The sequence below is a fragment of the Mesorhizobium sp. M7A.F.Ca.US.006.04.2.1 genome, assembly GCF_004022915.1.
Classification (GTDB): domain Bacteria; phylum Pseudomonadota; class Alphaproteobacteria; order Rhizobiales; family Rhizobiaceae; genus Mesorhizobium; species Mesorhizobium ciceri.
Genome location: NZ_RZQA01001049.1, coordinates 1 through 1,901, shown reverse-complemented (window position 1 = coordinate 1,901; position 1,901 = coordinate 1). Strand labels below are relative to the sequence as shown.

The 1,901-nt window shown below is 66.7% G+C and carries 2 protein-coding genes; one reads left to right on the top strand and one right to left on the bottom strand.

Annotated features, from left to right (window positions below; translation table 11 throughout):
- On the top strand, positions 1-1,208 hold a 1,208-nt coding region (locus EN925_RS34070; protein WP_128337275.1), incomplete at its 5' end, for an FGGY-family carbohydrate kinase.
- Here the strand turns inward: EN925_RS34070 and EN925_RS34065 are convergent.
- Positions 1,209-1,901 (bottom strand): arginase family protein (locus EN925_RS34065; RefSeq protein WP_164894592.1); only part of this gene is annotated, 693 nt, incomplete at its 5' end. It lies immediately after the preceding gene.

Genomic DNA, 1,901 nt, shown 5'->3' with positions numbered 1-1,901 from the left:
TCCTCGAAAGCCTTGCCGGCCTCAACCGCGAACAGCGCATCGACGCCATTTCGATCACCACCCATGGCGCGACCGGCGTGCTGGTCGACGCGGCGGGTGAACTGGTGCTGCCGGTGCTCGACTATGAGTTCGACGGCCCCGACGGGATGGCCGAGGATTACGACGCGATCCGCCCGCCTTTTGCCGAGACCGGCACGCCGCGCCTGCCGCTCGGCCTCAATCTCGGAGCACAATTCTTCTGGCAGCAGAAGAGCTTCCCGGCGGAATTCGCCAGGGCCGCGGCGCTGCTGATGTACCCGCAATACTGGGCCTTGCGCCTGACCGGCATCGCCGCCAACGAGGTCACCTCGCTCGGCTGCCACACCGACCTGTGGAACCCGTGGACAGCGGATTTTTCATCCCTGGTCGAGAGGCTGGAGTGGCGAAGCCTGATGGCGCCGGTGCGGCCGGCCAGCGATCGCCTCGGCCCGATCCTGCCCACCGTTGCTGTGCGAACCGGACTGGATCCGCACACGCCGGTGTTCTGCGGCCTGCATGATTCCAACGCCTCGCTGCTGCCGCATCTTCTCTCCGACAAGCCGCCTTTCTCCGTCGTCTCGACCGGCACCTGGGTGGTATCGATGGCGGTCGGCGGCAAACAGATTGCGCTGGATGCCGCGCGCGACACGCTGGTCAATGTCAACGCGCTCGGTGATCCCGTTCCCTCGGCGCGCTTCATGGGCGGCCGCGAGTTTTCGGTGCTGACAAAGGATCAGCCGGAGCCGTGGACCGAGGATGATGTCGGCGCCGTGCTGGCGCGAAAGATGCTGCTGCTGCCGTCGACCCAGCAAGGTTCGGGGCCGTTCCCGCACCATGCCGCGGCATGGCTCAACGCCGACGGCATCAACAAAGGCCAGCGCTTTGCCGCCATCTCATTCTATCTGGCTCTGATGACGGCGACCTGCCTCGACTTGATCGGTGCCGACGGGCCGACCACGGTCGAAGGCCCCTTTGCCCGCAACCGGCTCTTTGTCGGCATGCTGGCGGCAGCCACGGCGCGCGCCGTGGTTGCGTCGGAGGCCGCCACCGGCACCAGCATCGGCGCGGCGCTGCTGGCATCCGATCAACTGATGGCACAGGGCAAGGGCGAAAGAATAGAACGGCCTATAGACCCAGCCTGGGTCGACTATGTCAGCGCATGGCGGGCGGCAGTGGAAGTGCAGGGCTGATCAGAGAATCCGTTTGCCGAAGGCAGACATGACGAAATTGACCGCATCGGTGCCGATCCGCGGCTCCAGATCCGCGGTCAGGCCCGACACATCCATCGACAGCAGCCCGCCGGAGAGCGCGATCGCCTCCATCGCCTGATGCGTCTCGCGCACGGTCAGCCCACCGGAGCCCGCCGCCCAGCCGGCGAATTCGGTCACTGTAGGCGAGTAGCTGACATGAAAGCCTTGCGTGCCTGATGTGGCGATACGGATCGCTTCATGCATCAGGTCGCGCATGCCCATGGCGTCGATATCGGTCATGGTGAAGGCCGACACGCGTGAGTCCTTCAGCACGCGCGCTTCGGCCGGATCGGCGTGGCGCAGGCCGACGATGACGACATTCTCCGGCGACAGCTGCGGCTGCAGCGCGCCCGCCTTGTGGTCGAGGCCGAGGGTGCGCGCCAGGACCGAACCTTCCGGCAGGTCGATGCCGTCCTCGTCCTCGGGCATCAGGGCGGCGATGGAATCGATCCAGATCAGGCCGCAGGAATGCGTGGCTCGCGCCGTCGCGGTCAGCGCCTTGTGCGCGACGCGACGATCGGCGCCGGCGGTCAGCCGGACCAGTCCCGATGGCGGCCGCTCGATATCGGCCAATTCGACGACGTCGAAATTCATCGCCTCCAGCCGCGCCCCCGTGCCCTCCCGGGCCAGGAT